Consider the following 23,456-nt stretch of genomic DNA (forward strand, 5'->3'; position numbering starts at 1 on the left):
CATTCCTTCTATTCCTGATTGTCATAGACAGAGGAATCGTCACCGGCCCACTTTTTAGAGGGACAACCGAAGTCTCGTCGGCCAGGTCACTTAGTCGGCATTGTGCTGCTGCCCAGGAGAGGCGAGCACGAGATTGACGATTGTCTTGCAGTTGTTAGTGATGTGCTAGTGGGACAGACCACGCGGGTGCGTTGTATCCGACTACTTCGGGAGACTCGTGAAGTACCTCGACAAACTGCTCGTGCTCGTCGTCAGAGAGTTCGGATGGTCTGCGCTCACGTGGTTTGTCGTAGACGACCTCCTCGAACGGCTCGCCGACGAACCATTCGAGTCGGTTGAACCATTTCGAAGCCCAACTGCTGGAAAATCCATAGAGTGCGGCGGCTTCTGCTTGCGTTAGATCTTCTGTCTCTTTGTTGATCGCGGCTATGAGCCGCTTTGTCGCATCGGCATCATCGACCTCCGCCAAGATCTGGCGGAGGTCTTCGACAGAGACGTTCTCCAACATCGCCATACTGTTCCTCGTGTCTAAAGATACATGAAATTTTAGCCATCAGTATCAGTGGACATCCTCTCAGACCCCGTCAGTCTTCTCAGCGGTATCTCTGGGATCACGTAATCAGGAAAAACCAATGTAGTTTTAGCCAAAGCGTCACGTCGGCCTTAGTAATGAGTAACCGGACTGTTCTCTTTCTATTTCAACAAGTGAAATGCGGCCGGAATAAGTCACAGTATCAGCGTGCGCAGTACGCTTGTCAGCATTATGAAACACATTTTATTACTCGTCGGGGAATCTGCTCAGAGCTTGAAGACGATGCAGCCACGGTCCACACGGCTGGTGAAACCACTTTTATGCGGTTTGTCTTACCCATCTGGATGATTTATACCGCGCTGAAAATCGTCCGCAGCCACGATGTCGCCTACACTCATACTGATTATTCCCCACAAGCCCTCCTCGCTGGCTACTGTCTCCACTTAGCAGGACTCCCGTGGGTTGCAGACATTTTCGATAGCCCCCATTTCGGGATCGATCTCGAAGGAATGCCACAGTCACCTGGCAGAGTTATCGCACGTATCTATAATAATGGTCTATTGGCTATTACTCGACGTACTCTCAAACATGCGAACCTAGTAGTCATTGCCCTTGCGCCTGGTATTCTCAGCTCTTACGATATCAACCCGGACAGAGATAACGTGCTCTACACCACTAATGGAACAGATGTTGACTACACTAGCCGCCAGATTGTGCAATGGGATGATCACACCACTGATGACTTAGTCACCCTTGCCTACATCGGTCCTATCCGAGAACAACGAGGGCTCCAGCAAGTCTTAGACGCGATTTCTCAGCTTGATCGAGACGATATTGAACTCCGTCTCGTCGGGCCGCTCCGCCAACAGAACGACGACTGGCTTTCCAACATACGAAATCAGCGACATGATGTCACAGTGCTTGGGCGTGTCCCGCATCCTGACGCACTCAAAGAAATATCAAACGCCGATATTTGTTTGTGTCCGTTGACGGACTCTATTGAGAACTATCAATATTCTTACCCTGTGAAAGTGTTTGAATACATGGCTGCTGGAAAGCCAATTATTGCCACCGAATTGGACGGGGTTTCTCAAATTGTAACAGACCAAGAGTCGGCAATTCTTGTCCCACCGGATAATTCCGACGAGTGGGCTACAGCTATTGAAGACTTAGCTGATACACCAACACGTAGAGAGTTATTAGGAGAAACAGCCCGTGAAGAAGTCAAGCAGTATGATTGGGGAAGGATAAATGATAAAATATGGGAAGCGATAGAGGTGGAGATATGAATACACCAACCCTATCATTTTGTCTCATCACTTACAATAGAAAAGATGAGTTGAGAGACGCTATCGACTCGATTCTTGCACAAGATTACGACGATTACGAAATTATCGTCATCAGCAATTCAACGGACGGAACGAGCAACCTATTTTCCGATGGCGGCCAGTATGACCGGCCAAAAATCAATTACTACCACTACGATGGTCGGATGGGTGTGCCACAAGCGCGAAATATTGCTCACGAGAAAGCAACCGGAGACTATCTCGTCACCATTGACGATGATGCAGAGTTCACAACTGACGACTGCGCAAGTCATATCGAGAGTGTTTTTGAGCAATACGACGAGGTTGGGGTTCTCGCGTTCAAAGTCCGGAATGCGTACTCCAAAAAAGTGGAATCGTTCCCTGGAAATGATAAAGATCGGATGAAAGATACTCGGTTTGAAACTACATGGTATGTTGGCTGCGGACATGCGATTCGTGCGTCAGCATTAGCCAAGACAGATGGATATCCGTCTGAATTTGAGTATGGTTCAGAAGAGTTGGATTTGTCGTATCAGCTCTTAGAGCAAGGGTATACGATTATCTACGAACCGTCCATCAAGATCATTCATAAAGAATCTCCAGAGGGACGGAATGGTGATTCGTATTACACTCAGAAGATGATTGAGAACCGAATCCGCCTCTCAGTACGGCATGTCCCGTGGCGGTTCGCGATGATTTATTTATTCATTTGGACAGGATATACGTTGTATCTCTCACGGCTAGACATTCCCGCTGTTATCCGCGGGTGGATTTCTGCTCTCCAAGATTTACCGAGCTTGCTCCGGCAGCGAACCCCAATTTCGGATCAAACTGTGACGCGGCTAAGCAATCTCCCTAACCGTCTATACTACTAACTATACCACACAGCAATCAATCATCACTCATCCAACAATTGTCGACGAAAATACCTTCTTTCTCTCTGCAAGGAAAGGCCGTATGGCACCGCTTAGTTACGAACGCCAAGAGTCTGCTCGTTTAGCTCCCGTTCGGTCTGTCTTGAGTGCTAAGTCCCGAACAGACTCAGCCACCGCAGTCGGGCCTGTGTCAGGAATCTCGCGGTGGAAAACGCAACAGACGTGCATCAATGCTGTCTTATTTATCCGTCTATTTTATTTACCCGAATATGCCAAGCTTGTCACTCTCAGCTCTTTGCACTACCTACCATGGTGATGATCCTGCAGAATTATCCCAATCGCTCTGTAGTATCCGAAATCAAACTCGTCCTCCAGACGAACTTGTTTTAGTGAAGGATGGACCAGTCCCAGAAGTTATTAATAATGTGATCCGGGATGTTCTGGGACCAACAGAGTTCCCGGTAGAGGTTGTTTCCCTTCCCCGTAATAGGGGCCACGGAGCAGCACTTCGTGAAGCTGTTAAAAACGCTACCAAGGATATCGTTGCGATTCACGATGCTGACGATATCTGCATCCCAGAACGGTTTGAGACTCAACTCGCATTTCTTGATGAAACGGGCGCTGATGTTGTTGGGGGATACATTGCTGAGTTTGAGGATAATCCGGGAGATCCACATGCCATCCGTGAAGTCCCAGTTGAACACGAGTCTATAACAGCAATGGCCAAATTTCGCTGTCCAATGAATCAGACAACTGTCAGTGCACGCCGTGAATCAATTGTTGATGCTGGTAACTACCGCCCAGTCGATCGAATGGAAGACTATGAGCTTTGGGCACGAATGATTCAGTCTGATTATGAGTTCCGCAATCAAGCCAAAGTCCTTGTGAAAGTACGAGGAGGAACCAATATGTACAGCCGACGTGGAGGCTTGGAATATGCTCGAGAGGAAATACGCCTTCAAAAAGATTTTTATGATATTGGATTTATCTCTGCTCCAAGGGCGTTATCAAACGCAATGATTAGAACTGTACCGCGACTGCTTCCAAATCGGATTCGTGGACAACTCTATCAGAGATTCTTAAGAGCATAAATTAGTCTTATTGGTTGAATACCATTTTCTATCAACCCTGAGATAATTGGCGTGGACACTCACCATACGTGGATTTCATATAGTGGGATTGGAGATGAAATATATAATCATCTCCAGATAGTCCCACATACGTCCCCAAGAACTTTCCAAATCTGACGAATCACGATTTTCACATCGAACCAGAACGATTGTCGCCGAATGTATTCGAGATCGTACCGAAGTTTTTCATCGGGGTCAGTACTTTTCGCGTCGTTAATTTGCGCGAGACCAGTCAATCCCGGCTTCACGAACCACCGCTTGCGCCAGGCCGGAATATCTTGCTCAAGCAGGGCTTCCTCCTCTGTCCACGCAGCTCTGGGGCCAACAACGCTCATATCTCCCGTAAATATCGACCATAATTGCGGCAATTCGTCTAAGTGAGTCCTTCGTAGCACCTGACCCACACGTGTAATCCGATTGTTTTCTTCGTCTTCAGTAGGTGTTGCATCTTCCCCTTCAGGAACCATTGATCGGAATTTGTATACGGGAAAAGTTTCGCCAAAACCTGCAGTTCGATTCTGGCTGTAGAATATAGGTCCTGGACTATCGAGTTTGATTGCGGCGGCGATCACCATCATCAACGGCGTGAACACGACTAACCCGATAATCGCGAACACAAAGTCGAATATTCGCTTGAGTATGTGGTCCAGCGGATCCCAAGGCTCGAGATCAACGTCTACTAGCTCTCCTACGTTACCTTCTGAAACCAGGACACTATCGGCGTACTGTCGGTGGACTTTTGCATCCACACCATACTCGTGGCAGGCATCTAATGCTCCGAAGAACTCCGCGCGGTCTGCCTGTCGGAACGCCAGCACGGCGGTTTCGATATCGTACTCAATAAGGACGTCCTCAAGTCGCGAGAGGCCACCAAGTCGGGACGCCGCGTCAAGCGGTCCTGGTTGATTAGGTCCGTCATTGCGTTCAGCAACATCGTCATGGCGAAGTTCGATACCGCCGTCCGTGATCGCTTTTCCTTTGGCATTTTTGGACACTGATTTGTCCCGTTCCTCAGTGACCGTCGGACAGAGGTAACCTATCACGGGTGTATCCACAACAGGTGCGACTCGCTTGATCTGCGTGAGGTCGTCGCCGATAATTACTGTGCGACCGTCTGAGCCAGTTGGCCGGCCTCGAATAAGGAGGAACCACCCTGGAAGCACGACCACAAGGAATCCGACGATCATCACGAGTGTCGCCCGTGGTAGGCGGTGGGACCACTGAAAGTAGCCCAGCGTCGCGAGTGTGAGTCCACCGACGAGAACCCGCTTTTGGACAAGAAAGACCGTGTCGAGAATGCGGCGAGGTCGAGGTTTGTACAGTGGCCAGACCGCCCCCGCGATCGCAAGGACGCTCAGGGCTAGTGCCCACCACAGTGACGATCCACTGAGAATGGTTGGTTCCAATCGATTGAACACAGGAACGAAGGTGGTGAAAAGTGATTGAGTAGTCGATAAATTCGAGACAAGAACTGCAACGACGACAAGACACACGGTTCCTGCCGCACTCACGAATCTATACCGCCAACCGGTGAGCATCGAATAAGGGAAGGGACCCACACTCACATATATTCTTTGAAGTAACTAGTGCACCAACATACGAATACATTTATTCTGGTTATTTCACAATTGAAGGTCCTTGTACTCACGATTTACCGATGTCCGCTGTAATCGACGCCGCGCTTATACTTTTGCTTGAGTCCGAGTAGAACATCGACAACGCTCGAACCGAGTACGGCCCAAGACTATGCACGAGATCGCGAACATGTCCATGATCGATCTTCGATCTCGGACGACCATTGAAAGAAAACGTAGGTGAAGTCAAACGAAGAGAGACTACTACCCATCGCTCACTGTCGGCGACGCAGAATCATCGATATCCTCCCCGAATTGGAAGAGATCACGATAGAAAACGGCTCCGACAAAAAGCAGGTACACTGCCCCGATCGGCACTGAGAACCAGTGGACATTGGTTGACGACCCGACAAGCCAATGATCGTACAGCAGCACTCGACTCATGATAAACAGTCCACCGGATATGATGAAGGCGACGCCAACGGCCCGATCGCTCCGGCGTTCCGAGACTGGTGGCTTGACGATCCATGTTGCGAGAATGTACAGTGTCGCAAGCAGGACCAGTGCTGCAGCGCCAAGCCAGCAGAATAACGCGACTCGGCCACTTGGATCGAATCGGTTGTTAAGTCGGTAGAGGCGTATTGGTGTGAGGAACTGGGTGCCAACAGCGTTTGAGTTGACGAATCGACCGAACGTGAGGTATGCCCCCCAGCCGATATTCTGTCCGTAGAAATAGATGTCAAAGGGTATAAGTGCGGCTGTCAGCGCAAACAAACGCTTTGCAGTGCTAATCGAAAACATTGTACAAAAATTATTGAAGGCCTGGATTAGACCGTGTCTGAATCCTCTGCAATAACGGTGGTCGTGTCGCCCTTAACGGCGGTAACAATGACCGACATCTCTTCATCGGTACCTGACTCGATACCGAAGGCATTTGAGCCACCTGCTGCGTCAACTCCAGTGTTGGCGGTCACAGAACCAGATGTGGTGGCAGTTGCACTTTCAGCTTCGGGTGTAGCAGTTGGGCTATCGTCCTCTAAAATAACCTTACTGCCTGGCGAATCTAGCTGATATTCTGCATTATCACCTTCATCGTCAGTGAACGTCGCGACAATATGATCTGCGTTCTGAGTGCTGGAGTATGTCACTGACAATTTGTCGTTTGTACTGTCGAACTCTATATTTGCGCCAGCCTGCGCGTTCTGTTCGACGCCACTACCCATATCCAATACGAAGGCAGCAATCACTGCTGCGAGAATGACAGTAATTGCAACCATTAGGATGACACCGATCACAGGAGACACTGCACGCTGTTCTTCACTCCCAACTAACTTCTTCTGGAACTTTTTCAGATCCATTTTTACAGAGTGTCACTCTCTTCAGCGATAACAGTTTGCGTGTCTCCCTTGACAGCGGTCACAATAACATCATAGGAAGTGGAATCAGAGACAGTCACGCTCGATGGTGCAGTGTCCGTGGTCCCATCACAATTACCAGCGCTATTTTCCACTTCACCACTAGTCGTAACACTCGAACCGTAGGTCACCTTGGAACCAGGCGAGCATAGATAGGCGGTATTTGACGACCCACCAGACAGTTCTGACTTGATGTAGTCCGCATTCTGGGTGCTTGAGTATGTAATCGAGATCTCATCGTTCGTACTGTCAAACTCAACGTTTGCGCCAGCCTGTGCATTCTGTTCGACACCACTACCCATATCCAATACAAAGGCCGCAATTACTGCTGCAAGGATGACAGTAATTGCAACCATTAGAATTACACCTATAACAGGTGATACTGCTCTTTCGTCACTATCGCCGATCAGCTTCGAACGGTATTTCTTCAAGTCCATTTATTCTCACGCACCGGCTGCGAACGGTGAGAAAGCTTATTGACACCCTTCCCAAACGACGAGGTGCAGACAGGGGAATGTAGTATAACCCACTGCGTCCCCGCTTTCTCAGACCGACTTACCGATGCTAACTGGCAGAGGGAACCGGACCAATATATATCTAGGGGATAGTGACCAGTCTGTAAAAGTAAATGATTTTCAAATCTGATAATCAGCAGCTCTTATCGGTCTATCAGCGACTGCTTGAAATGCTACCGTCGGGTGATTCCCGATAATATTACTTTGTTTACAATAGTTATACCAGTCTCGTCGGTGCTATCATTATCATGTGGCCGTGTTCCATCATGGATCAACGACCATGGCGATTCCTCACCAAGTTCGGGGGTATCCAGACGGTCGAAATACAAGGTTGGCTCTTGCTCACTGAAGATAGTGATAGCTCTGAGCTGATCAACAATCTCGTCGCATGACACCGGTCACAGGGGCACGGTCAAACCCAATACCTACAGTCCGTTCGTCCAAGTCGTATCTGACGCGGACTGCAATCGCTTCGAGTCCATCATCAACAACCTCGACTCTAGGCTCAGAAGCACTGGACCGACGACAACCACTGGCGTATCAAGCTGACGATTGAGAGGGATGGGACAGTCTTGGGTCGATTAGTTGAACTGTCTTGATACACTAATATACGAGATACGCGAGAGACGCACCGAAGTACCCCTGAGCCGCGCTTCGATCGACACACTCACTCGCAGATCTCCTCGAAAGCTGACCAGCGAAACTCCTCATAGCAGCACTCGAGGAACCAGAATCCTCAGATCCAAAGAAACAGATAACCTAAAACCGCTAGATCAAACCTACAAGAAACCCTCTAGAGGTCCATTCCGCCGTTGACGTCGATCACTTCCCCCGTCACGTACGACGAGTCCTCACTCGCCAAGAACCGCACGACGGCAGCGATATCCTCAACCTCAGCAAGTCGCTCGAGCGGGATCTCCGCGATGATCCGATCGAGCACGTGGTCCGGGACGCTCGTGACCATGTCGGTGGCGGTAAAACCAGGCGCAACACAATTAGCAGTCGAGCCACCTTGGGCAAACTCGAGGGCGATCGTCCGAGTGAAGCCGAACATGCCACTTTTCGCAGCGGCATAGTTGGCCTGCCCGAAGTTGCCCTGTTTGCCGACGACGCTCGAGATGTTGATCAGCCGGCCCTCCTCGGCGTTCCAGATGTCATCGTAGAATACCTGGGTACAGTTGAACATCCCACCGAGATTGACGTCCATCACACGGTCCCACTCCTCGCGGGACATCTCGGTGAACTGCTTGTCGGCGGTGATGCCAGGCGTTGTTTACCAGCACATCACACTGTCCGAAGGCCTCAGTGGCAGACCTCACGCATGTGCTCGACGGCCGCGCGGTCGGAAACGTCTGCCTGGGCTGCAACAGCCGAGCCGCCCTGCTGATTCGATGGCGTCGACAGGCCTCGTACGCGTCTTCTTCCGATGATCGGTAGTTGATAACGACGTTCGCTCCCTCTTCACCGAGATATTTTGCGATACCGCGACCGATACCCCGCGCTGAGCCTGTGATCACACAGGTACGACCATCCATGGACATAGTTCGTCAATTCAATCTCCAATGATAAATAATGATGTGATAGTTGTCAGTGAATTGGGAGTGATAACAACCCCACGAGGAGACGGTGGACACATCCCACGGATACCACAGATTCAGGTAACAGACCAGAGCGATTGCCGTCGCTGGTCCGGCCGAATCGGTATCACATACGAAACGGAACGCACTCGAGCCGTCAAGCGATGACGGCTCTTGAGATGGTGACCGCTGATCTGCAAGTAGCTGCTTACTGCTCCTGGGCCTGTTCGATCCAGTCTTCGATCCGACTTGGAGAGATGCCCGTCTCGGCGGCGAGGTCAGCGGCATCTGCCTCCGCAAGTTGGTCGAACGTATCGATACCGGCCTCAGAGAGATCCTCGGCGTATGCCTGTCCGACACCGGTCAGCGCCGTGAGATCGTCGGTCTCGGATTCTATTTCCTCGTCCGTGACTTCCTCGACGACGTCCTCGTCAACGTTCATCTCGCCGGGCTCTGTGGGTTCTTCTTCAACCTCGTCTTCGCCACGCTCGATGATTTCCTCGTCCGAACGGTCTTCGCCGTGGAGATCACTCGTCTCAGCGTCAAGATCCGTTTCCGTATCAGAACTTGTCACGGAATCGAGATCGGTCTGAGCACTGGTATCGGAGTCCGTCTCGACAGGTGAGCCACCGTTGGTAAGATCTGCTGTTCCCGCCTCGCCACCGGCGACGTCCGTATCCTCAGCTCCAGGTGTCGCTGGCTCAGCGCTTTCTTCCGTGCCGTCCGAGCGCGCTTCGAACCAGTCACAGACCTGCGGCCAGAGTTCCTCGTGACTCCGCGAGGAAACGGACATGCCGATGTGACCCGTCGCGAACTCGAGGGTCTCGGTGTCCTCCGAGGAGATAATCTCGTTGAATGGCTTCGAGGCTCCTGGCGGGATGAGGTGGTCGTACTCGGCAACGATCTGGAGGACAGGCATGTCGATGTTGGTGATGTCGACGTGCTCGCCACCCAACTCGAGCTCGTTATTATACAACTTGTTCTCTTGGTAGATGTCGTTGATGAACTCCTCGTAGGCGACGCCGGCGACGTCGATACCTTCGTCAAGCCAGCGTTCCATCCGAGCAAAGTTCTCGACGAAATCCTCGTCTTCGACGTTGTCGTAGAACCGGACGTACTTTCGTCACGTTGTTCGCGACAGGGTCCATCAGCGCGAAGCCGATGTCCAAGAACTCTGCCGGGACGTTGTCGAAGGTCTCGGTGACCGTCTCGGGATCGTAGTACTCTTCGGAGCCCCACAGCTCGAGGACGCCACCGTCGCCCGCAAAGCAAAGACCGGCGGCCATCAGAGAGAGGTTCTTGACCTTCTCAGGGTGTAACGCGGCGTACATCGCCGACATCGTCCCGCCCATACAGTAGCCGAGGATGTTGATCGCGTCCTCACCGGAGCGCTCGCGGACGACATCAGTACAGTTGTCGATGTAGCGGTTGACGTAATCGTCGAGCGAGAGCTGTCGGTCCAGCTTGGATGGCTCGCCCCAGTCGATCAGGTAGACGTCGAAGCCCTCTTCGAGCAGCGTCTGGACCACAGAGCGGTCGGGCTGCAAATCGAGGATGTACGGCTTGTTGATCAGCGCGTAGACGATGAGGATTGGAATGTCGTATTGCTCCTCAGTCTTCGACTCGTAGTGGAGAAGCCGGAGTTTATTCTCCTCGTAGACGACTTCGCTTGGCGTCTGGCCGACCTCGACGTTCTCGAGGGTCTCGGTGCGCTCGGGGGCGACTTGGCTCTTCTCGGCTAGGCCGGCAGTCGCCTCCCAGGCCTGTCGCTGCATTTCCAGCGCGGTTGCGTACGGGTTCTTCATTGCTCGTCTTCGATGTGCTCGAGGACGCGGTCGAGTTTCTCCTCGACGGCGTGTTGACGACGCTCGAGTTCGACGAGGCGGTCGCCGATTTCGACGACGTCGTCCTCGGTCGCAAAGCCAAGCGATCGGAGCGTCTCTTGGGAGGCCTCGTCGGCCTGCTGCTGGAGTTCGAGGACGTCACCGACGGTCTCGCCGGTCATCTTCGCGAAGGCGGTCGTCGACATGACGTCTTTGAACGCCTCGTTGGCCGTGTTGAGCCAGATATCGCGGAACTCCTCGACATCGACGTCTTCGCCTTCGAGCTGGTCGTTCATGCGCTCGACCATCTGCTGGGAGGCGTTCATCCATGTCTCGTAGGCGCGGGCATAGCCCTCGACGCCGTCGGACAGTTCGGCGTCGTCGCTGACCTCACCGACGGTCTCCGACCAGCTCTCGACGAATTGCGCCTGCGCTTCCATGTTGTCCTCGAGTGCCTCGAGGAACTGTTCGTTCCACTGTTCGACGAACGCGTTCCAGTTCTGTGTCTGGGGCTGTGAATCTGTCATTGGGATAAAATTGGGAGTCGACTATCAAAAGACTAGGCCCGGCCGACGGTCTACGCCGAGGCGTCGAACTCTTCGGTGGCCGCTTCGACGTTCTCTGCGACGGCGCTCATGTTCTCTTCCATCTGCTCGTGGGCCTCGAGGGCTGCGTCGAACGACGTGTCGACGACCTCGGAGTAGCTCTTGGCGAACTCTTCGTAGGCAACTTCCGACTCCTCGAGTGCGTCGATCATTGCGTCGATCGACTGCGACTGGGCCTCGGTGGCCGAGTCAACGCTTTCGTCGACGAGCTCGCGGAGTTCGTCGAAGTCGGCGGCGTCCTCGGGCATCGACATCTCGACGGCGTCGAAGTAGGCGTGGATCGCACCCTTGGTCATCTCGGCGTTGGACTCGAACCATCGAGCTCGACGTTTCGATGGCGTCAGCCATGACACTGATCGATGTCTGCTGTGCGTCGAGGGCATCGTGGGTGAACGACTGGCTCTGTTCGAGTGCGGTGCGCTGGGCGTCGAAGACTGCGGTGAATGGGTTCTGAGTCATGATTAATCCTCTCGGTTGCGTTTGACTGGGACGACGATGGTCTGGACGATATCTCCCTCTTCGATGTCGAGGGCTTCCCGTTCGGGTCCGGGAATACTGATCCGGCCGCCGCTCTGGACGCGGGCTTTGAACGTCGCCGTGCCCATGTTCATCGGTCCGAACGCCGATGTGTTATCGAGCGGGTTCGCCGACGTAGCCTGCAGCAACTGTTTCATCATCTCCTGCTGGGATTCAGCGACCTGCTCGCCTGCTTCCTGCATTTGCTCGGTGAACATCGCAGGTGGGAACCAGAGCGATCGGTCGGAGTCGTCCGTCATCACCTGTTGGTTGGATCGGATACATAATAAGCCTTTCCACTAGATGTCTTTTGATGGCAAGAGATGGTAGAGATAGAGGAAAGATGGTGTTATGCACCTGCAAAAGACAGGACTTGCAGCTGTTCAGGGGGTTCGACAGCCGACGCTGTAAGTAGAGATTTACAGTTAGAGAATCTCTAAGTGACGATTACTGTGATTCTCCGCCATCAAATCAGTATTGTGACAGCCAAAGAAGTCATATAGCCGCCACACTTAGCCGTTTGTAGATGTCCCACCAGAACGCGGGCGGAGATAATCTCGCGAGCATGACCGATGCGTGGTCGGCGATGACGCGAGGATTTCTTCGAACGGCGACCGCGGCGAATCGTGCTGCTGTCTCTGCAATGTTGCCCTCGACCGAAGAGAGCAACGGTGCAGAAGTTAACCGAATCGCCCCGTCGATCCCGTCCATCGAGTACTCCGATTTGGACTGGCAGTTCGACCGCACCGTTGACGATCCGGACTACATCAGCGTCGGTGACACCGTCACCTTCGAGAAGACGCTCTCCGACGAGGATATCCGGGCGTTCGCCGCCGTCAGCGGCGACACGAACCGGCTCCATCTCGACGAAGAGTTCGCATCCGAAACCCGGTTTGGCGAACGCATCGTCCATGGGACGCTCGTCTCCGGGCTCATCAGCGCCGCCCTCGCGCGGCTTCCCGGACTCACGATTTACCTCTCACAGGACCTCGAGTTCAGCGGCCCCGTCGGCATCGGCGACAGCGTCTCCGCGCGCGTCGAAGTCGTCGAGAGCCTCGGGAACGACCAGTACCGACTCGAGACGCTCGTCCGAGACGAAGACGACGACACGACCGTAATTAACGGCGAGGCCGTCGTCCTGATCGACGATCTGCCAGCTGAATAAGACCTCTCTCCCTCGGTCGACTGACGAAATCGCTCGCTGCGCACCACAGCCGCTTTTGTCGGCTCATGCCAGCCGCGTTCAATGATACAGGGACTGTCATAACGCTGCTCGAGTCTTCGAGATTAAGTAGCTCCTCGCGGAACCTAGCCATATGACCCTTTTCGGAACTGCAGGGATTCGCGGCCCGGTCGAGGACGTCTCACCCTCGCTCGCGCTCGCCGTCGGACAGGCTGCCGGCGAGCCCGGCAAAACGTTCGTCGTCGGTCGCGACGGGCGAGAGACGGGACCGGCGCTTGCGGCGGCGATGGAAGCCGGCCTCGAGAGTGCCGGAGCCGATGTTCGCCGCGTCGGACAGGTGCCGACACCCGCGCTCGCCTTTGCCTCGCGTGGCCAACACTGGCGTGATGCTCACCGCCAGTCACAACCCGCCCGCTGACAACGGCATCAAACTCTTCATCGACGGCGTCGAGTACGACAGTGACGCAGAACAGGTAATCGACGACCGCATCACGAGCGACGACTCTCGACTCGCCCGCTGGGAGCAATGGGGCGATTCGGAACAGCTCTCGGTACTCGAGCAGTATCGCGACGCCGTCGTCGACTACGTCCGCAACCGGTTCGGCGGCACCGATGGGACGACTGCAGACCGACCGCTCTCCGGCCTGCGGATTGCCGTCGACTGCGGGAACGGCGTCGGCGCGCTCGCGACGCCACAGGTCCTCGAACGGCTCGGCGCGACGGTCGTCTCGATTAACGCGTCCGTCGACGGCCACTTCCCCGGCCGCGAGAGCAAGCCCACGCCGGAGACGCTGACGGAGTTTAGCGAGTTCCTTGCGGATGGGACCTTCGACCTCGGGGTCGCCCACGACGGTGATGCCGACCGCCTCGTCGTCCTCGGTCCCGACGGGGAGGTGATCCACGAGGATACGATTCTTGCGGTGGTCGCAGCCCACTACACGGCTGACAGCGACGCCGACGATCCCGTTGTCGTCACGACACCGAATGCCTCGGCACGCATCGACGAGCGGGTCCGGGCGGCTGGCGGCCGCGTCGAACGCGTCCAGTTGGGGGTTCTACACGAGGGTATCGCCAGAGAGCGCGACCAGGGGACAGCAGACACCAAGATCGTCTTCGCTGCCGAGCCCTGGAAACACATCCACACCGCGTTCGGCGGCTGGATCGACGGTGTCGCAAGCGCTGCCGTCGTCGCCGCACTCGTCTCCTGAGGCCGGCGATACGGAGACGCTCCGCGAGCCAGTCACCGAGCGTCCCTACCGAAAGGTCAGCATCGACTGTCCGGACGGGGCCAAGGCCGACGCGATGGACACTCTCGAGACTGACCTTCCCGACGCGTTCCCGGACGCGGCGGTCGACACGGAGTACGGCATCCGCCTCGAGTTCGACGACGCCTCGTGGTTGCTCGTCCGACCCAGTGGAACGGAGCCGTACATCCGCCTGTATGCGGAAAGCGAGTCCGTCGACGACCTCGTCGCCGACGCACGATCAGTTACCGAGACGGCGATCGAGCAAAATCAGTAGGGAGTCGATATCCTTTGGTGGCCACTGGTCCGAACCCCTCGTCTATGGACTGACCTGATCGAGGCCGCTCGCGATGTCCAAGACCGTGCGCACGTCCCTTACTCCGAGTATCGAGTCGGTGCCGCCCTCGAGACGGCTAATGGCGAGGTTTTCGTCGGTTGTAACCTCGAGAACGCCAACTTCAGCAACAGCCTTCACGCCGAGGAGGTCGCAATCGCCGAGGCTGTCAAGAAGGGCCACCGCGACTTTGCACGACTCGCGGTGAGTTCGGATCGCCGCGACGGCGTCACTCCCTGTGGGCATGTGTCGCCAGACGCTCACCGAGTTCTGTGATGACGACCTCGTGGTGCTTTGTGACGAAGGCGACGGCGACGTGACCGAGTACACGCTCGGCGAACTGTTGCCAAATACGATCACGCAGGAGACCCTCGAGTCGTAAACGACGAGACTCTCTCGCTGTTAAAGGTGGCTGCCGACACCGCCACTGCCATCTGGCCCGTTCACGTGCGCTCCTCGAGATACTCCCGAAGAATCGTCCGGTGACACCGCTTTTTCTCGGTGTTTTCATAGCAGACCAGCGCCAGCGATTCGCCCGATTCTAGCCGGTCTTCGAGCTCTGAAAGCGCCGCTTGCGCGTCACTCGAGTCCTCGAGGTACTCCCGGTATGCCGTACCGAACCCGACCTGCTCCCACGCGGCGTTGTGGGCACCTTCCTCACAGAACCCCTGCAGCTTCATGTCCGCTTCGGCGTCACGAAACGACTCGAGCAGGTCGGTCGGTGGCCCGAGTTCGGGCTGATTCTCGTCGACGGCTGCGTGAAACCACCCGGTCGGTTGCCGAACGACGCCGACGCGAGTTACGTCCGGCGGCAGATCGGCCAAGCCGTGCTGGATGGCAGCGACGTATGTGTCTGTGACTTTTTCCCATGACATAGCGTGACTCTACTCTCCCTGCAGTTATATACCGTGACGGATCGAACCGTCGCTGTTCAATGGCTCGCGACAGCGAAGATCCGAACGCCGACGTCCAGTACCATCTCGAGGTCGGCCCCAAGGACGTGGCAGACACTGTTCTGTTACCAGGCAATCCCGAACGACTCGAGAAAATCGTCGCGTTCTGGGACGACCACGAGATTCGGGCCCACCACCGCGAGTATCGGACGGCGACGGGCACGTACGAGGGGACACCGATTTCGGTCACCTCGACTGGGATCGGGAGCCCGTCGGCGGCGATCGCCGTCGAGGAGTTGGCTCGCGTCGGTGTCGAGACGATGATCCGCGTTGGATCATGTGGGGCGATCCAGCCGGAGATGGCCGTCGGTGACCTGGTGATCACGACCGGTGCGGTCCGTCAGGAAGGAACCAGCGACGAGTACGTCCGCGAGGACTACCCGGCCGCCGCGGATTACGAGGTCGTTTCCGCACTCGTTGCCTGCCGCCGAACGGCTCGGCTACGACTACCACACCGGTGTCACGATGAGCGCAGATTCGTTCTATTCCGGACAGGGTCGACCCGGCTTCGACGGGTTCGAAGCCGCCGGCGCTGACGACTTGGTCGACGATCTCAAAGCGGCGAACGTCAAAAACATCGAGATGGAGGCGAGCGCGATTCTCACGCTTGCAAACCTGTACGGTCTCCGTGCGGGCGCAGTCTGTACCGTCTACGCCAACCGCGAAACCGGCGAATTCAGAACCGAAGGCGAATCGCGGGCCGCCGAGACTGCGACACTCGCGACCCATCTTCCTGGCGAAAATGGATGCCGTCAAACGCGAGGCCGGCGTCGACCGCTGGCACGCCGGTCTCTCGCTCGAGTAGTTCCGATCGTCACTCCCGAATACGGACGATTCCGTCCTCGAAGACCTTGCGATTCGGAACGATGTACTCCTCGGAGTCATCTTCGATCTTGGTGACGAACAGATCGACCTCCTGGACGATCCCTCGCTGGTCGCCGATCCGGACCCGATCGCCGATCCCATAGGGCTGGTTGAGCAGCAGGATAGATCCCCGCTGCACTCGAGACAAGGAAATCCTTGAACGCGACTGTGCCGACGATGACGACACCGACGGCATAGACCGTCAGCAGGATCAGCAAGGCGAGGACGTGGACGCCGATTTGGCCCAGTGCGATGATGAAGGTGACGTACAGCACGGAGTATTTGACCAACTTCGGGATGATCGATACTTCAGGGAGCTTCACGCCGCGCAGATACTCGCTGACGACGAGTTCGGACTTGTCCGCGACGATGAACCCGATGATGAGCACGAGGACCGCAATAAACAGCTTGTGGGATAAACTCCGTCACCCGAAGCCAGAAGGCGTTCGTATCGAGCAGTTGCGCGATGTGGATCGCCGTAAGGACTGCGATACCGTAGATAAACCACGAACTCAGTCGGGCGATAATCTCGACCGTCGAGGTGCCAAGCGACTGGGCGGTCCGCTCGAACGGCGTCCCCTCGACAGCGTCCGGAACACCCGACGCCGAGAGCAACTCCTCGTTGAGTCGGCCGACGAAGTACCCGACGATGAGCCCGAGCGCAAGCACTGCCGCCGCGATGACCGCCGGCTCAGTTGAGCAACGGCTGCCATGCAACCATATCAGTACGCCTCCGGGTCGACCTCCAGGATGAGTTCACCGCCTTTGAACGCTCGGACGAGCCCGTCGCTCTCCGAAAGCACGATCGCGATCGCGTTCGTATCCCGCGTGATCGCGCCGCCAGCCATGTGACGTGCACCCAGTCCCTTTGGAATGTCGACACCCTCCGCAGAGGGCTCTAAGTAGCGATACGCCGAGACAATCTTGCCCGCATCCGAGATGACGAACGCGCCGTCGAGTCGCGAGAACTCCTTTAACATCACGTTGACGATCGGATCGCCGACGTGGACGTGGGACTTCTCGAAGGGGTTGTACGACAGGGGCCGGGACTTGTTCATCACCTTCCCGGCGTCGCCGACGACGAACAATGCGCCCACCGGTTTTCCCCTTCTGCCCCTTCTGTCCCAGTTCGATCGCCAACTCGAGGACCGCCTTGACCACTTCGGGTTCGGCGCGGGATTTGGCGAAGAGATCGTAGATCCCCGTGTGGGATTCTGCGTCCGCCCGGACGCGAGAGATCGTATCGATCCCGTCGCTGAAGGCGCTGGTCGCACAGAGGAGTTCGTCGCCATCCTCGATGACGTCCTGTTCTAACGCCCCCTCGAGACCAAACCGGATCCGCTCGGTGACGTCCTCGAACTCGAGCGGCAACTCGACGAACGTTTCCGCGCCGACGCTGTTTTCGGTGCCGACAACGATCACGTTCAGGTCCTCGACAGGCTGCGACCTGTTCGTAGTAGGAGCCGCTGGGCGAAAAGAGGGCCACGCCATCCACACTCGCAAAGAGATCCCCAAACACGTCGTCTAACCCAGCCATTGATACTACAACTCGTTCCTGCGCGAATAAGCGTTATGGGGTGTCTGACGCACGTCTTTCGATTATCGCTCATGGCGGTCGAATTCAAGTCAGCTGTCCAACCGTGGCCGACACTCCCTGTCGGACGATCAGCCGCTGGACGCTGGCTCGAGCGCTGTGCGTTCCTTGCAGGGTTCGAACAGGCCGGCGATGCTTCTCCGCGAGAAACTGTCTCGGAGAAACATGCGCGGGACCGGATTCGAACCGGCGGACCCCTACGGGACAGCGTCCTAAGCGCTGCGCCGTTGGCCTAGCTTGGCTACCCGCGCTCGTCTTCGCCTTTTGCCGAATCGAGTAAGTACCTGTCGGTCCGCGTTAGCAACGAGTCACTGATTCCTCCGGCGACCAGTCCGGTGGCACGATGTACGTCACGTGCTCGGGATCTCGCGACTGATGTAACTCAGCGGCCTCTTCGGCGAGCGCCCGATCCTGATAGGGCATCTCGAGACCGCAGCCAGTACAGACGAGTTTACATGTTGGCTCTTTCATGGGGGCGTTGTGGATCGCCACCGACCGCTGGCGTTGCGCCCTGATTCGGTCGGCAACCGGTTTAGTAGGCGTCACCTAGTGCAATCAGTGGTGAACGGCTGTGCTACCGATTTGTTCGTAGCGCACTGTTGCAGGCGGTAGTGTCGAATTGGGGCGCGATGGACACGGATCGGACGGGCCCACACGTTTATCCTATCCGACCCGATAGGCGACGTATGCACAGCGCGCGTGACCGCATCGAGTACGAACCGTGGCTCGAGGAACTCTCGGAGATCGCTGACCGGCTGGAGCTGTCGACGGAGGCGCGGTCGTGTGCGGCCGATCTCTTTCTTGCTGACGTCCCCGACTCCGATCGATCGAAGCAAGCGGTGCTGGCCGCAAGCGTGTACGCCGGCTCGCTTGTCGCCGGTGACGGTCGCACACAAAGTGCAGTCGCCGACGCCGCGGACGTCTCCCGGCTATCGATTCAGTCCCGCTGGAAGGACCTGCTCGAGTCGGCAGGGACTCGAGCCGCCGCGCTGGTAGCCCGTAAGGACCCCGTACAACTGCCACGGCTAACGCTCTGAGACAACGATGTGCCGTAAGTGTCTGCTACGAGACCATTCCTGCGTCGGAGAGACACGTCAATCGTCGTTACGAACAGCGCCATGCTCGTCGATCTCGCCGTTGACGATCCGTGTACTCGAGATGATGTCGCCGTCCTCGGCGAGGACGTGCGGGACGACGACGACCTCGAGCGGGTCGTGGCCGCGCTCGCGGCGAATCTCGTTAATCTGTGCGCCGCCCTCGCGGGTTTCCGGAGAGACGACGAGGTAGTCAAACTGTGGTTCCGTCGCGATCCCCGTCGGCGACTCGAGTTTGCGAATCTCGAACTCGCGGTCGTACTCGGCCGCGATCGACTCGAGTTCGGCCGCAAGCGTCTCCTTTCGCTCGTCGTACGATCGGACCTGCCGATCCGAACTGCGTGTCTTCGGCGCGAGTTCGTCGCTGGTCAACCCGACTGTCACGTCTCCAAGTTCGAACGCCCGTCTGAACAGCCGCCGATGACCGTCATGAACGGGGTTGAAGGTCCCACCAAGCGCGACGTCCATACCCCACGTCACTCTCGCGGCCCGTATAAAACGGTCGAATTGCTGTGTTTTCTCGCTCACACTCTCGTCTCTCAGTTTCGCCCTTGATATTCGACGATCGTCGATTGTCCCCTTCACATTGTTTTTAGTGGTCGCCGACAGTGTCCCCAATATGGGATTAGACGAGGACGCACTGGAGTACCACCGGACGGATCCCCCAGGCAAGATCGAGATTTCGACGACGAAACCGACGAATACGCAGCGTGATCTCGCGCTTGCGTACTCGCCGGGCGTCGCCGCGCCGTGTCTCGACATCGACGAGGACGAAACCGACGCCTACAGTTACACGGCGAAGGGCAACCTCGTCGGCGTCGTCTCGAACGGGTCGGCCGTGCTCGGACTCGGCGACATCGGCGCACAGGCATCCAAGCCCGTCATGGAGGGGAAAGGCGTCCTGTTTAAGCGGTTTGCCGACATCGACGTCTTCGACATCGAACTCGACGAATCGGACCCCGACAAACTGGTCGAGGCCGTCAAGATGATGGAGCCGACCTTCGGCGGGATCAATCTCGAGGACATCAAAGCCCCCGAGTGTTTCACCGTTGAGGAACGCCTACGCGAGGAGATCGACATTCCGGTCTTCCACGACGACCAGCACGGCACCGCGATTATTTCCGGTGCAGCGCTGCTCAACGCCGCCGACGTCGCGGATAAGAACCTCGACGAACTCGAGGTCACGTTCTCGGGTGCGGGAGCGAGTGCGATCGCGACCGCCCGATTCTACGTCTCGCTTGGCGTCCAGAAAGAGAACATCACGATGTGTGATTCGACGGGGATCATCACTGAAGAACGCGCTCAATCGGGCGACGTCAACGAGTACAAACAGCAGTTCGCTCGTGACGTCCCCGAGGGAAGCCTCGCGGACGCGATGGACGGCGCGGACGTCTTCGTCGGCCTCTCGGCCGGCGGCATCGTCAGCCAGGAGATGGTCGCGTCGATGGCGGACAACCCGATCGTCTTCGCGATGGCCAACCCCGACCCCGAAATCGGCTACGAGGAAGCCAAGGCGGCCCGTGATGACAACGTCATCATGGCTACTGGCCGCTCGGACTACCCCAATCAGGTCAATAACGTCCTTGGGTTCCCCTTTATTTTCCGCGGCGCACTCGACGTGCGCGCGACGGAGATCAACGAGCAGATGAAAGTCGCCTGCGCCGAGGCGCTGGCCGAACTCGCACGCCAAGACGTGCCCGATGCGGTCGTCAAGGCCTACGGCGACGAGCCACTGCAGTACGGCCCCGACTACATCATCCCCAAGCCCGTCGATCCGCGCGTGCTCTTCCGCGTCGCACCGGCGATCGCCGAGGCTGCGATGGAATCCGGTGCTGCTCGCACTGAACTCGACTTAGAGGAGTACGAGGAAGAACTCGAGGCCCGGCTGGGCAAGTCCCGCGAGATGATGCGCGTCGTCCTCAACAAGGCCAAGAGCGATCCCAAGACGATCGCGCTCGCAGAGGGCGAAAACGAGAAGATGATCCGGGCGGCCTACCAGATCCAAGAGCAGGGAATCGCCCTGCCGATCCTCATCGGCGACGAAGACGAGATCAAGGGAACGGCTGCGAACCTCGGTCTCGACTACGATCCGCAGGTCGCTGATCCGTCCGTCGGCGACTACGAGGAGTACGCCGACCGACTCCACGAACTTCGCGCACGCAAGGGAATTACGCGGAGCGAGGCCGGCGAACTCATCGAACACGATACGAACTACTTCGGGAGCGTCATGGTCGAACAGGGCGACGCCGACGCCTTGCTATCCGGACTCTCCCATCACTACCCGTCGGCACTCCGACCACCGCTGCAAGTGATCGGTACCGCTGACGACGTCGACTACGCGGCGGGCGTCTACATGCTGACGTTCAAGAACCGCGTGATCTTCATCGCCGACGCGACGGTCAACCAAGCGCCCGACGAAGATGTGCTCGCGGAAGTCACCAAACAGACCGGAAAACTCGCACGCCGGTTCAACGTCGAACCCCGCGCAGCCCTGCTTTCGTACTCGAACTTCGGCAGCGTCGACAACGAAGGAACACGCAAACCGCGCAAGGCGGCCGCGATGCTCCGAGAGGACCCCGAAATCGACTTCCCCGTCGACGGCGAGATGCAGGCCGACACCGCCGTCGTCGAGGATATCCTCGAGGGCACCTACGGCTTTTCCGACCTCGACGAGCCCGCGAACGTGCTGGTCTTCCCGAATCTCGAGTCGGGGAACATCGGCTACAAGCTGCTCCAGCGGCTGGGCGGTGCAGGACGCGATCGGTCCGATGCTGGTCGGGATGGACGAACCAGTCCACGTCCTCCAGCGCGGCGACGAAGTCAAAGACATCGTGAACCTGGCAGGCGTTGCGGTCGTCGACGCCCAGAAAAACTAGACGTGTGAGCGAGGAGGCCGCCGACCGTCGGGACGAAACGTCCGACCGAGCGGGTGAGACAGCCGACGGGCCGCGGTTCTCCAGACGCCAGTTGCTCTGTACTGCGGGCACCGCTGGCATGGTGGGTCTTGCCGGCTGTACCGGACGAGCAGCTCGCTCGATGCCCGACTGTTCGCACTATCGCTGCCGCGATGAACACGGACGAATACGTTCCCCTTCCGGCGGACGACGAGAGTTCGATGTTTCGACGTGGCTTGCGCCGGTATGGCTACTACCCCAACGAAACCGTTCCCTCGTCCGTACGCGTCGATTGGTCGTTCCCAGTCAACGGCATCGGCCACACCGCAGCCAAGTCGACGCCCCGGCCGACGCCCGATGGCGAGACGATCCTCATTGCCGACGATACCGGGACGATTCACGCTGTCAGACCGACCGGCGAGCGCCGCTGGACGCTCGAGACGGGAGCCGGCCGTAGCCTCGGCTTTCATGGCACGCCAGCGATCGTCGGCGACACCGCCTACATCGGCGGTTACGACGGCGAGCTCTACGCGATCGATATCCCGTCGGGGACCATCGTCTGGCACACCCGACTGCGCGAGTTCGGCGGCTCGATCGCGATCGGCTCGAGTCCCGCCTACATCGATGGCAACCTCTACCTCGTCGCGGAGTACAAAAACCCCGCCAAGGGCGCATTGTGGGAGGTCGACGCCGAGACCGGGACGCCGACCTGGAGCGACGACCGCATCTGGGGGATGCCCCATCCCTCGCCGTCGATCGACTGCGAGGCCGGCAAGCTCGTCACCGGTTCCAATGACGGCGTCGTCTACTGCTGGGAGTTTCCCTCCCTCGAGTTCGCCTGGTCGTTCCAGGCCGGCGGCGAGGGTGGCCCCGACGGCAAGCCGATGGCCGACGGACGATTCAACCTTGGGGCACAGATCAAGGGGACGATTCCGGTCTACGACGGCGCGGCGTTCGTCGGCTCCTGGGACGGTCGCTTTTATCGGCTCGATCTCGAAGACGGCAGCGAGGAGTGGTCGTTTGACACTGGCGACGTCGTCATGTCGAATCCAGCGATCGACCCGGATCAGGGTATTGTCTACGTCGGCGGCGACGACCACCGCGTCCATGCGCTCGACGCTGCAACCGGCGACGAACGCTGGTCAGCGTACGTCGGTGGCCACGTCATCGGCTCGATCACGGCGACCGCCGAGACGATCCTCGTCGGCTCCTATGACACCCACTTGTATGCACTCGACAGAGAGACTGGTGACCGCCGCTGGCGGGTCAACAACCGTGGCCACGTGACCAGCGGTGCGATCCCCCACGACGGGCGACTCTACTACGCCGAACGCGGCGTCTTCTCGAACTACTACGACGATGATGAGGAGACGGTGCTCGAGGAGCGTGGTCACGCATACTGTTTGGTTCCCGACGAGTGAGGGCGT

Annotated in this window: 15 protein-coding genes, 1 tRNA gene and 11 pseudogenes; 10 read left to right on the forward strand and 17 right to left on the reverse strand. The window is 57.2% G+C overall.

Annotated features, from left to right (window positions below):
- Positions 1 to 157: 157 nt before the first annotated feature.
- Positions 158 to 514: pseudogene (locus BDK88_RS10465) on the reverse strand (IS630 family transposase); the annotation flags it as partial.
- A 155-nt stretch (positions 515 to 669) separates the two neighbouring features.
- Between BDK88_RS10465 and BDK88_RS10470 the strand changes: the two are divergent.
- The 3 genes from BDK88_RS10470 to BDK88_RS10480 all read left to right on the forward strand — a co-directional run bounded on the left by BDK88_RS10470 (position 670) and on the right by BDK88_RS10480 (position 3,805).
- A complete protein-coding gene (locus tag BDK88_RS10470) occupies positions 670 to 1,821 on the forward strand; it encodes a glycosyltransferase (protein ID WP_130500346.1) in 1,152 nt (383 codons plus the stop codon).
- Positions 1,818 to 2,714 carry a glycosyltransferase family 2 protein gene (locus BDK88_RS10475; RefSeq protein ID WP_165396945.1) on the forward strand — a complete coding sequence of 299 codons (897 nt, stop codon included), beginning with the start codon at positions 1,818 to 1,820 and terminating at the stop codon, positions 2,712 to 2,714. The genes BDK88_RS10470 and BDK88_RS10475 overlap by 4 nt, the downstream gene beginning before the upstream one ends.
- Before the next feature lie 269 nt (positions 2,715 to 2,983).
- Positions 2,984 to 3,805, forward strand: a complete 822-nt coding sequence (locus tag BDK88_RS10480) for a glycosyltransferase (RefSeq protein WP_165396946.1) — start codon at positions 2,984 to 2,986, stop codon at positions 3,803 to 3,805.
- 107 nt (positions 3,806 to 3,912) lie between these two features.
- Here BDK88_RS10480 and BDK88_RS10485 read toward each other — a convergent pair whose 3' ends face one another.
- The 10 genes and pseudogenes from BDK88_RS10485 to BDK88_RS10525 all read right to left on the reverse strand — a co-directional run bounded on the left by BDK88_RS10485 (position 3,913) and on the right by BDK88_RS10525 (position 12,129).
- Positions 3,913 to 5,382, reverse strand: a complete 1,470-nt coding sequence (locus BDK88_RS10485) for a sugar transferase (RefSeq protein ID WP_130500349.1) — start codon at positions 5,380 to 5,382, stop codon at positions 3,913 to 3,915.
- A gap of 300 nt (positions 5,383 to 5,682) precedes the next feature.
- Positions 5,683 to 6,219: a hypothetical protein gene (locus BDK88_RS10490; RefSeq protein ID WP_130500350.1), complete on the reverse strand. Its 537-nt coding sequence runs from the start codon at positions 6,217 to 6,219 to the stop codon at positions 5,683 to 5,685.
- Positions 6,220 to 6,245: 26 nt separating this feature from the next.
- Positions 6,246 to 6,776, reverse strand: a complete 531-nt coding sequence (locus BDK88_RS10495; protein ID WP_130500351.1) for a type IV pilin — start codon at positions 6,774 to 6,776, stop codon at positions 6,246 to 6,248.
- 2 nt (positions 6,777 to 6,778) lie between these two features.
- Positions 6,779 to 7,270: a type IV pilin gene (locus tag BDK88_RS10500; RefSeq protein WP_130500352.1), complete on the reverse strand. Its 492-nt coding sequence runs from the start codon at positions 7,268 to 7,270 to the stop codon at positions 6,779 to 6,781.
- A gap of 871 nt (positions 7,271 to 8,141) precedes the next feature.
- Positions 8,142 to 8,555, reverse strand: coding sequence for an SDR family oxidoreductase (locus tag BDK88_RS22315; protein WP_394342665.1), 414 nt, complete (start codon positions 8,553 to 8,555; stop codon positions 8,142 to 8,144).
- Positions 8,503 to 8,889, reverse strand: a complete 387-nt coding sequence (locus BDK88_RS22320) for an SDR family NAD(P)-dependent oxidoreductase (RefSeq protein WP_394342666.1) — start codon at positions 8,887 to 8,889, stop codon at positions 8,503 to 8,505. The genes BDK88_RS22315 and BDK88_RS22320 overlap by 53 nt, the downstream gene beginning before the upstream one ends.
- 244 nt (positions 8,890 to 9,133) lie before the next feature.
- Positions 9,134 to 10,730 (reverse strand): annotated as a pseudogene (gene phaC / locus BDK88_RS10510) (class III poly(R)-hydroxyalkanoic acid synthase subunit PhaC).
- Complete coding sequence (locus BDK88_RS10515) at positions 10,727 to 11,275, reverse strand: poly(R)-hydroxyalkanoic acid synthase subunit PhaE (RefSeq protein ID WP_130500353.1); 549 nt, start codon at positions 11,273 to 11,275, stop codon at positions 10,727 to 10,729. Before BDK88_RS10515 ends, phaC begins: the two are co-directional and overlap by 4 nt.
- A 50-nt stretch (positions 11,276 to 11,325) precedes the next feature.
- Positions 11,326 to 11,812, reverse strand: a pseudogene (locus BDK88_RS10520) (hypothetical protein).
- A 2-nt stretch (positions 11,813 to 11,814) separates the two neighbouring features.
- Positions 11,815 to 12,129 (reverse strand): AbrB/MazE/SpoVT family DNA-binding domain-containing protein, encoded by a 315-nt coding sequence (locus tag BDK88_RS10525; RefSeq protein WP_092932391.1) that lies wholly within the window; start codon positions 12,127 to 12,129, stop codon positions 11,815 to 11,817.
- Positions 12,130 to 12,395: 266 nt separating this feature from the next.
- On the opposite strand from BDK88_RS10525, the gene BDK88_RS10530 reads away from it, so the two are divergent.
- The 3 genes and pseudogenes from BDK88_RS10530 (at position 12,396) to cdd (ending at position 15,012) form a co-directional block, all read left to right on the forward strand.
- The gene (locus BDK88_RS10530; protein ID WP_130500354.1) at positions 12,396 to 13,034 is read left to right on the forward strand and encodes a MaoC family dehydratase; all 639 of its coding nucleotides are present in this window, start codon (positions 12,396 to 12,398) and stop codon (positions 13,032 to 13,034) included.
- A gap of 151 nt (positions 13,035 to 13,185) precedes the next feature.
- Positions 13,186 to 14,573: pseudogene (locus tag BDK88_RS10535) on the forward strand (phosphomannomutase).
- A gap of 24 nt (positions 14,574 to 14,597) precedes the next feature.
- Positions 14,598 to 15,012 (forward strand): annotated as a pseudogene (cdd, locus tag BDK88_RS10540) (cytidine deaminase).
- Positions 15,013 to 15,073: 61 nt separating this feature from the next.
- On the opposite strand, the gene BDK88_RS10545 reads toward cdd, so the two are convergent.
- Positions 15,074 to 15,505: a DUF488 domain-containing protein gene (locus BDK88_RS10545; protein WP_130500355.1), complete on the reverse strand. Its 432-nt coding sequence runs from the start codon at positions 15,503 to 15,505 to the stop codon at positions 15,074 to 15,076.
- 59 nt (positions 15,506 to 15,564) lie between these two features.
- Here BDK88_RS10545 and BDK88_RS10550 point away from each other — a divergent pair.
- Positions 15,565 to 16,388, forward strand: a pseudogene (locus BDK88_RS10550) (nucleoside phosphorylase).
- A gap of 9 nt (positions 16,389 to 16,397) precedes the next feature.
- Here the strand turns inward: BDK88_RS10550 and BDK88_RS10555 are convergent.
- From BDK88_RS10555 to BDK88_RS22075, 4 genes and pseudogenes are all read right to left on the reverse strand, one after another.
- Positions 16,398 to 17,168 (reverse strand): annotated as a pseudogene (locus BDK88_RS10555) (mechanosensitive ion channel family protein).
- Between the two features lies 1 nt (position 17,169).
- Positions 17,170 to 17,984, reverse strand: a pseudogene (gene dacZ, locus BDK88_RS10560) (diadenylate cyclase DacZ).
- A gap of 223 nt (positions 17,985 to 18,207) precedes the next feature.
- Positions 18,208 to 18,292, reverse strand: a tRNA-Leu gene (locus BDK88_RS10565).
- A gap of 46 nt (positions 18,293 to 18,338) precedes the next feature.
- Positions 18,339 to 18,464, reverse strand: coding sequence for a hypothetical protein (locus BDK88_RS22075; protein WP_277613477.1), 126 nt, complete (start codon positions 18,462 to 18,464; stop codon positions 18,339 to 18,341).
- 263 nt (positions 18,465 to 18,727) lie between these two features.
- Here BDK88_RS22075 and BDK88_RS10570 point away from each other — a divergent pair.
- Positions 18,728 to 19,037 (forward strand): annotated as a pseudogene (locus tag BDK88_RS10570) (transcription initiation factor IIB family protein).
- Between the two features lie 98 nt (positions 19,038 to 19,135).
- On the opposite strand, the gene BDK88_RS10575 reads toward BDK88_RS10570, so the two are convergent.
- Positions 19,136 to 19,603 carry a phosphopantetheine adenylyltransferase gene (locus tag BDK88_RS10575; protein WP_130500356.1) on the reverse strand — a complete coding sequence of 156 codons (468 nt, stop codon included), beginning with the start codon at positions 19,601 to 19,603 and terminating at the stop codon, positions 19,136 to 19,138.
- 151 nt (positions 19,604 to 19,754) lie between these two features.
- Here BDK88_RS10575 and BDK88_RS10580 point away from each other — a divergent pair.
- Positions 19,755 to 22,011 (forward strand): annotated as a pseudogene (locus tag BDK88_RS10580) (NADP-dependent malic enzyme).
- A 4-nt stretch (positions 22,012 to 22,015) separates the two neighbouring features.
- Positions 22,016 to 23,450 (forward strand): annotated as a pseudogene (locus BDK88_RS10585) (outer membrane protein assembly factor BamB family protein).
- Positions 23,451 to 23,456: the final 6 nt, after the last annotated feature.

Source organism: Natrinema hispanicum (genome assembly GCF_004217335.1).
Taxonomy (GTDB): domain Archaea; phylum Halobacteriota; class Halobacteria; order Halobacteriales; family Natrialbaceae; genus Natrinema; species Natrinema hispanicum.

Coding starts and splice junctions, on each gene's coding strand:
- BDK88_RS10470 (WP_130500346.1), top strand. CDS start 670: ATGAGTAACCGGACTGTTCTCTTTCTATTTCAACAAGTGAAATGCGGC.
- BDK88_RS10475 (WP_165396945.1), top strand. CDS start 1,818: ATGAATACACCAACCCTATCATTTTGTCTCATCACTTACAATAGAAAA.
- BDK88_RS10480 (WP_165396946.1), top strand. CDS start 2,984: ATGCCAAGCTTGTCACTCTCAGCTCTTTGCACTACCTACCATGGTGAT.
- BDK88_RS10485 (WP_130500349.1), bottom strand. CDS start 5,382: ATGCTCACCGGTTGGCGGTATAGATTCGTGAGTGCGGCAGGAACCGTG.
- BDK88_RS10490 (WP_130500350.1), bottom strand. CDS start 6,219: ATGTTTTCGATTAGCACTGCAAAGCGTTTGTTTGCGCTGACAGCCGCA.
- BDK88_RS10495 (WP_130500351.1), bottom strand. CDS start 6,776: ATGGATCTGAAAAAGTTCCAGAAGAAGTTAGTTGGGAGTGAAGAACAG.
- BDK88_RS10500 (WP_130500352.1), bottom strand. CDS start 7,270: ATGGACTTGAAGAAATACCGTTCGAAGCTGATCGGCGATAGTGACGAA.
- BDK88_RS22315 (WP_394342665.1), bottom strand. CDS start 8,555: ATGGACGTCAATCTCGGTGGGATGTTCAACTGTACCCAGGTATTCTAC.
- BDK88_RS22320 (WP_394342666.1), bottom strand. CDS start 8,889: ATGTCCATGGATGGTCGTACCTGTGTGATCACAGGCTCAGCGCGGGGT.
- BDK88_RS10515 (WP_130500353.1), bottom strand. CDS start 11,275: ATGACAGATTCACAGCCCCAGACACAGAACTGGAACGCGTTCGTCGAA.
- BDK88_RS10525 (WP_092932391.1), bottom strand. CDS start 12,129: ATGACGGACGACTCCGACCGATCGCTCTGGTTCCCACCTGCGATGTTC.
- BDK88_RS10530 (WP_130500354.1), top strand. CDS start 12,396: ATGTCCCACCAGAACGCGGGCGGAGATAATCTCGCGAGCATGACCGAT.
- BDK88_RS10545 (WP_130500355.1), bottom strand. CDS start 15,505: ATGTCATGGGAAAAAGTCACAGACACATACGTCGCTGCCATCCAGCAC.
- BDK88_RS22075 (WP_277613477.1), bottom strand. CDS start 18,464: ATGCCCTATCAGGATCGGGCGCTCGCCGAAGAGGCCGCTGAGTTACAT.
- BDK88_RS10575 (WP_130500356.1), bottom strand. CDS start 19,603: ATGGACGTCGCGCTTGGTGGGACCTTCAACCCCGTTCATGACGGTCAT.